Source organism: Arthrobacter sp. SPT-J7, from assembly GCF_059089965.1.
In genome coordinates this window covers 1-6,066 of sequence record NZ_JBNHFF010000199.1, presented here as the reverse complement: position 1 = coordinate 6,066, position 6,066 = coordinate 1, and the positions used below count along the sequence as shown (strand labels likewise).

7 protein-coding genes, 1 tRNA gene and 1 pseudogene are annotated in these 6,066 nt (G+C 62.9%); 5 read left to right on the top strand and 4 right to left on the bottom strand.

The annotated features are described in order from the left end of the window. Positions 1-325: pseudogene (locus tag AC5RWX_RS29215) on the top strand (LysM peptidoglycan-binding domain-containing protein); the annotation flags it as partial. Positions 326-477: 152 nt separating this feature from the next. Here the strand turns inward: AC5RWX_RS29215 and AC5RWX_RS29210 are convergent. The 3 genes from AC5RWX_RS29210 to AC5RWX_RS29200 form a co-directional block, all read right to left on the bottom strand. Next, complete coding sequence (locus AC5RWX_RS29210; RefSeq protein WP_494099730.1) at positions 478-909, bottom strand: CBS domain-containing protein; 432 nt, start codon at positions 907-909, stop codon at positions 478-480. A gap of 187 nt (positions 910-1,096) precedes the next feature. Then, positions 1,097-1,178, bottom strand: a tRNA-Tyr gene (locus AC5RWX_RS29205). Positions 1,179-1,361: 183 nt separating this feature from the next. Next, entirely contained in the window at positions 1,362-1,616 is a 255-nt protein-coding gene (locus AC5RWX_RS29200; RefSeq protein ID WP_494099729.1) for a hypothetical protein, read from the bottom strand. Positions 1,617-1,803: 187 nt separating this feature from the next. Here AC5RWX_RS29200 and AC5RWX_RS29195 point away from each other — a divergent pair, with 187 nt between their 5' ends. Continuing rightward, positions 1,804-2,295, top strand: a complete 492-nt coding sequence (locus tag AC5RWX_RS29195) for a YajQ family cyclic di-GMP-binding protein (RefSeq protein WP_050054209.1) — start codon at positions 1,804-1,806, stop codon at positions 2,293-2,295. A gap of 129 nt (positions 2,296-2,424) precedes the next feature. Here the strand turns inward: AC5RWX_RS29195 and htpX are convergent, their stop codons facing one another. Next, on the bottom strand, positions 2,425-3,291 hold the full coding sequence (htpX, locus tag AC5RWX_RS29190) for a zinc metalloprotease HtpX (protein WP_494099728.1): 867 nt from the start codon (positions 3,289-3,291) through the stop codon (positions 2,425-2,427). 192 nt (positions 3,292-3,483) lie between these two features. Between htpX and AC5RWX_RS29185 the strand changes: the two genes are divergently transcribed. From AC5RWX_RS29185 to AC5RWX_RS29175, 3 genes are all read left to right on the top strand, one after another. Then, complete coding sequence (locus AC5RWX_RS29185) at positions 3,484-3,969, top strand: Fur family transcriptional regulator (protein ID WP_494099727.1); 486 nt, start codon at positions 3,484-3,486, stop codon at positions 3,967-3,969. Between the two features lie 7 nt (positions 3,970-3,976). After that, positions 3,977-5,473 (top strand): catalase, encoded by a 1,497-nt coding sequence (locus AC5RWX_RS29180; protein WP_494099726.1) that lies wholly within the window; start codon positions 3,977-3,979, stop codon positions 5,471-5,473. A 140-nt stretch (positions 5,474-5,613) separates the two neighbouring features. Next, positions 5,614-6,066: DUF2461 domain-containing protein (locus AC5RWX_RS29175; RefSeq protein ID WP_494099725.1), on the top strand; the 453-nt coding region annotated here is incomplete at its 3' end.

Genomic DNA, 6,066 nt, shown 5'->3' with positions numbered 1-6,066 from the left:
CCGCACCATCTACGTTGCCGGCGCGGGCGGGCAAGCCATGGTGGATGCCTGCATCGGACCCATCCATTACACGCCCAACGACGGCTACTCGCTTTTTATCACCGAGCATGATTTCTGCGGCGGCTGGGGGCGCTTCTCGGGAATCGGCGTTGGTGAGACGGTGAGCATCCCGGGCTACGGAACGTACACGGTGACTGCCAGGGGCCAGGTCCCCAACCCGGGAACCACCAACGATGTCATCGCAGTATTCGGCGGTTTCCCCCGGGCCATCCTGCAGACCTGCATTCCGGGCACAAGCCAGATGCTCCTCATCGCACTGAACTGAGCTTGAACTGGATGCGCCAGATTTCCCAGGCTTGTTCCCGGTTCCTCAGCCTTCAAGGCGGGGAGCTGGGAAGGTTGCGAACGTGCAACAAGGAACGCCACGGAGAAGGCTCCGTGGCGTTGGTTGGGGGAATAACCCTGACGGCCAGCCGGCTATGCGTTCATCGGCTTGCGTTCCGAAATGTGCTCCACGAGCTCACCTACACGCTGTTCGGAGTAGTTGCGGGCGATGTCTCCCTGGCTGATGATTCCCACCAACTTGTGGTCGGCGATAACCGGGAGCCGCCGGACCTGGTACCTTTCCATCATTTCGATGGCGGCATCAACATTCGCGTCGGCGTCCACCCAGTGGGGCCTGCCCGAGGCGAGGTCGCGGGCCATCATTTCCCGCGGATCCCTTCCGGCGGCCACGCACTTGAGCACGATGTCGCGGTCGGTGATCATGCCCTTGAGTTTGCCGTCGTCACCGCAGATCGGCAACGATCCGCAGTCCAGATCCATCATCATCCGGGCGGCATCTGCCAGGGACTGGTTTTCCTTGATACACTGCGCGTCCGTAGTCATAAACTCACGTACGGCACTCATTGGTCCTCCTTCATCGATTGGTTTATCGACGCAGGGCATCGGGGCACGTGCGCCGATGCTGCCAGCCTACGCCCGGCCCGGCAGCAGTGTCGACGGCGGTTTCCGGCCGCTTACCTGGAGCTCGGGACCCCCTTGGAGGACACAAAAAAGCCTCCGGAACCGCATGGTTCCGGAGGCTTTCCTTGGGTGGCAGATGAGGGATTCGAACCCCCGTAGGCGTTGCCAGCTGATTTACAGTCAGCCCCCTTTGGCCGCTCGGGTAATCTGCCGAACTTCAAAAGAAGATCACCCCCGGCTGCAGTCTGCGAACCGCCCGTTTCCAGGCCGTTCCGCTTCCAGTAACCGCGGGCAACACAACAATACAGAACTTCCGCTGAAGAATCGAATCGGCATCCGAAGGCCAGCAACGGCATGGAATTCCGGGCTTTCAAAACCTTCCGAGCAGGCGCGTGTCAGGCTTCACCCAAAATCCTTCCGGCGAGCCGGGCCTCGAACTTCACAGCCTGCTCCGCGGTGATCTGGTTCAGCTGGACGGCGCGGAGCAGGTCCGCGTGGACGCCCTCCAACCGCGAAGACGCGTCCGGCACCGGACTGAAGACGATGGAGGCGGCCACCGCCGCTGCCGCCACCGACGTTGCTGCTGTGGCCACCGCACCGGCCGCGGCCGAGGTGGTGCGCGTGACATATCGGACGGCATTGCGGTGCATGGCGTTCCCTTCGTGCAGCTTCCCAACTCCTACAACTTTGCCCGGGCCCCCTTCGTTCCCCCGGAGCGTCCGCTGAGAGGGAACTGTGAAAACGGCTCACCCCTCAACGCGAGCATCCGTATTAGGCTTGAATCCAGCCACAAAAGCCCTGTCCGCGGACGGGGCCCCCACCAGCACAAGGAGAGTCATGGCAGGCGAGTCAACGTTCGACGTCGTAAGCAAAGTGGATAAGCAGGAAGTGGCAAACGCCCTCAACCAGGCACAGAAGGAACTGGCCCAGCGCTACGACTTCAAGGGCGTGGGTGCCGAGGTGGACTTCAGCGGCGAGAAAATCCTAATGAAGGCCAATTCCGAGGAACGCGTGCTGGCGGTGCTGGATGTCCTGCAGTCAAAGCTGATCCGCCGCGGCATCTCGCTGAAGTCGCTGGACACCGGCGAACCGTACGCCTCCGGCAAGGAGTTCCGCCTTGAAGCTTCCATCAAGGAGGGCATCGCCCAGGACCTGGCGAAGAAGATCAACAAGCTGATCCGCGACGAAGCCCCCAAGTCCGTGAAGTCCCAGATCCAGGGCGATGAACTACGCGTCACGTCCAAGTCCCGTGACGATCTCCAGGCCACCATGGCGCTGCTGAAGGACTTCGACGAGGCCGACCTGCAGTTTGTGAACTTCCGCAGCTAGCGGCAGAATGTCGTTTTCGACGCGCCCTGTCATTGCCCCTGCGCAAAGGGGCCGGCGACGCGCGAATATTGGGGGCGCCGGCCTCTTGGCGCTTCACGCGGTGATTTGCGCGTCGCCCACAGGACCCAGCTAAACCAACGGCCGCCCCGCCATCCGTTCCAGCCGCGAAATCCGGTCCCGCATGGGCGGGTGCGTGGCGAACAGCTTATGCATGGCTCCGCCGCGGAACGGGTTGGCGATCATCAGGTGGGAGGCGTTCACCAGCCGCTGGTCCTGCGGAAGCGGCGCGATTCCCACGCCCCGCTCGATCTTGCGCAGGGCCGAGGCGAGCGCCAGCGGATCGCCGGTCAGCTGTGCGCCGTCCTCGTCGGCGTCGTATTCCCTGGTCCGGGAGATAGCCAGCTGGATCAGGGACGCCGCGAAAGGCGCGAGCAGTGCCATCGCCAGCATCGCCAGCGGATTCGAGTTGCGCCGATCGCCGCCGAAGAACAGCAGCATCTGCCCCACCGAGGTGATGACGCCAGCAACAGCGGCCGCCACCGAGGACGTGAGGATGTCCCGGTTGTAGACGTGCATGAGTTCATGGCCGAGGACTCCGCGGAGTTCGCGGGCGTTTAAGAGCTGGAGGATTCCCTCGGTACAGCAGACAGCGGCGTTCCTCGGGTTGCGCCCGGTGGCGAACGCGTTCGGATTCATCGTGGGTGAGAGGTAAATGCGCGGCATCGGCTGGTTGGTCCGGACGGAGAGCTCCCGGACTATCTGATACAGCTGCGGAGCCTGCGCTTCGGTGACGGGATAGGCCCGCATGGACCGGATGGCGATCTTGTCGCTGTTCCAATAGCCGTACGCCGTGGTCGCCACCCCCACCAGCGCCATGATCCAGATGGGCGCGGAACTGCGGGTGCTGGCACCGATCAGCGCCCCGAGGCCCAGCAGTACCGCCCACAGGACGCCGAACAGCGCCGCCGTCTTGAGTCCGTTGTAGTGTTTGTGCACGTCTCATCCTCCCTCTTCTATGGGAACGGCCTTCTACGGAGCAGGGTTCCGTGTCCTCCTTAAGAAGCGGGACGTCAACGGGCAGGTTCCTCGCCCCTGCAAGACCTTCGTGGTGCTCATGGGACCGCTGGGTCAGACGAGGTTAGCCAAGCCTTATTGTGAGATGCTCATAATAAGTGCTTCAATAGTCTCATGACAGAGCACTTTGACGGCCACGAGGCATGGGCTGCCGCCCTGCGCGCCCATGGCCGCAGGGTGACCAAGCAGCGGCTTGCGGTGCTCGCCGCCGTCGAACACCATCCCCACTCTCCTGCCGAGAGCATCCTGGCCGCGGCCCGCGCCGAGCTTCCGGAACTCACGGCCCAGTCCGTGTATGTGGTCCTCGGTGACCTGACAGACCTGCACATGCTTCGCAGGTTCGAACCCCCGCACTCCCCCGCGCTGTACGAAACCCGGGTCGGTGACAACCACCACCACGCCATCTGCATCAGCTGCGGCCGCGTGGAGGACGTGGACTGCGCGGTGGGCCACGCACCCTGCCTCACGCCCCACTGGGACGAGAACGCCAAGCCCATGACCATCCAGATCGCCGATGTGATGTACCAGGGCATCTGCCAGGACTGCCAGCAGTCCCAACAACTTCCTTCCAATCGCCCCTCAGAAGAAATAGAGAAATAGGAGAACAATGACTGCCATTTCAACAACCCAGTCAGGTGCCCCCGTTACGTCCGACGCACACTCAAAGTCAGTCGGTGCCGACGGTGCCATCATCCTGACTGACCACTATCTGGTGGAAAAGCTCGCCCAGTTCAACCGCGAGCGGGTTCCGGAGCGCGTAGTGCACGCCAAGGGCGGCGGTGCATTCGGTACGTTCAAGACCACCGAGGACGTGTCCAAGTACACGAAGGCAGCCTTCCTCCAGCCCGGCGTCGAGACCGAGATGCTGATCCGATTCTCCTCCGTGGCCGGCGAGAGCGGCTCCCCGGACACCTGGCGCGATCCCCGCGGTTTCGCCGTGAAGTTCTACACCTCCGAGGGCAATTACGACCTCGTGGGCAACAACACCCCCGTGTTCTTCATCCGCGACGGCATCAAGTTCCCGGACTTCATCCACTCGCAGAAGCGCCTCCCGGGCACCCACCTGCGCGACGCCGACATGCAGTGGGACTTCTGGACCCTGTCTCCCGAGTCCGCCCACCAGGTTACCTGGCTGATGGGTGACCGCGGCCTGCCCGCCTCCTGGCGTGAAATGCAGGGCTACGGCTCACACACCTACCAGTGGATCAACGCCGGAGGCGAGCGGTTCTGGGTGAAGTACCACTTCAAGTCCAACCAGGGCGTGAACTCGATGTCCAGCGAGCAGGCCGAGGCCCTGGCCGGTTCGGACGCGGACTTCTACATCCGCGACCTGTCCGAGAACATCGAAGCCGGCAACTTCCCGTCCTGGGATCTCCACGTCCAGGTCATGCCGTACGAGGACGCCAAGACATACCGCTTCAACCCGTTCGACCTGACCAAGGTGTGGCCGCACGGCGACTACCCCCTGATCAAGGTGGGCACCATGGAGCTGAACCGGAACCCGGAGAACTACTTCGCGCAGATCGAACAGGCCACGTTCGCGCCGTCAAACTTCGTTCCGGGCATCGCTGCTTCCCCGGACAAGATGCTCCAGGCACGTATCTTCTCCTACGCTGATGCGCACCGTTACCGTGTGGGCACCAACCACGCCCAGATCCCCGTGAACCAGCCGAAGAACCAGGTCAACAACTACAGCCAGGACGGCGCCGGGCGGTACCACTTCAACGCCCCCTCCGTCCCGGTCTACGCCCCCAACTCGGTGGGTGGCCCGGCTGCAGTAGAGCCGCAGAACCCGGCCGGCGGCTGGGAGAACGACGGCGAGCTGACCCTTGCCGCGCACTCCCTCCACGCCGAGGACAGCGACTTCATCCAGGCCGGCACCCTGTACCGCGAGGTTTACGACGACGGCGCGAAGGCCCGCTTGCTCGAAACCATCACGGGTGCAGTGGGCGGCGTCAAGAGCCCCGGCATCAAGGAACGCGCCATCCAGTACTGGACCAACGTTGACGCCGAACTCGGCGCCAAGCTCCGCGCCAACCTCGGCGCCGTAGCAGTTGCGTCGGCACCTTCCTCCGACGCAGAGGCCGCCAACAAGATCGGCTGATCCGCCTTAAGCTGCTGAAAACCACCCCGCCACGGATTCCCGTGGGCGGGGTGGTTTTTTGTTTTTCCCCAGAAGAAGCGCTTTCCACACAGGCACTAAGTCCCGTAGCCGCCTCTGGCAGCCGTCCCTAGGATCGACGCATGACAACTTTCCAGGGCATACCCGCCGGCGCCTTCGAGTTCTACAAAGAGCTGCAGGACAACAACAATCGGAAGTGGTGGCAGGAGCATAAGGACAGGTACCAGGAACTGGTCCGTGAACCGATCACACTCCTGCTCGCGGAGCTGGAGCCCCGGTTTGGCCCCGGCAGGACCTTCCGGCCCAACAGGGACATCCGGTTCTCCCTGGATAAATCGCCGTACAAAACGGCGCAAGGTGCTTTTGCCTCAATCCAGGAAGGGATGGGCTATTACCTGCAGGTCAGCGCGGAGGGGCTGCTGGTGGGCGGAGGCTACCATTCCCACACGCCGGGCCAGCTGGTGAGATACCGCAACTCAGTTGACGCCTCGGGAACAGGAGAATCACTTCGGCACATCATCGACACAGTCAGTGCTGCTGGTTTTGTAGTGGAGGGAGAGAGGCTCAAAACTACC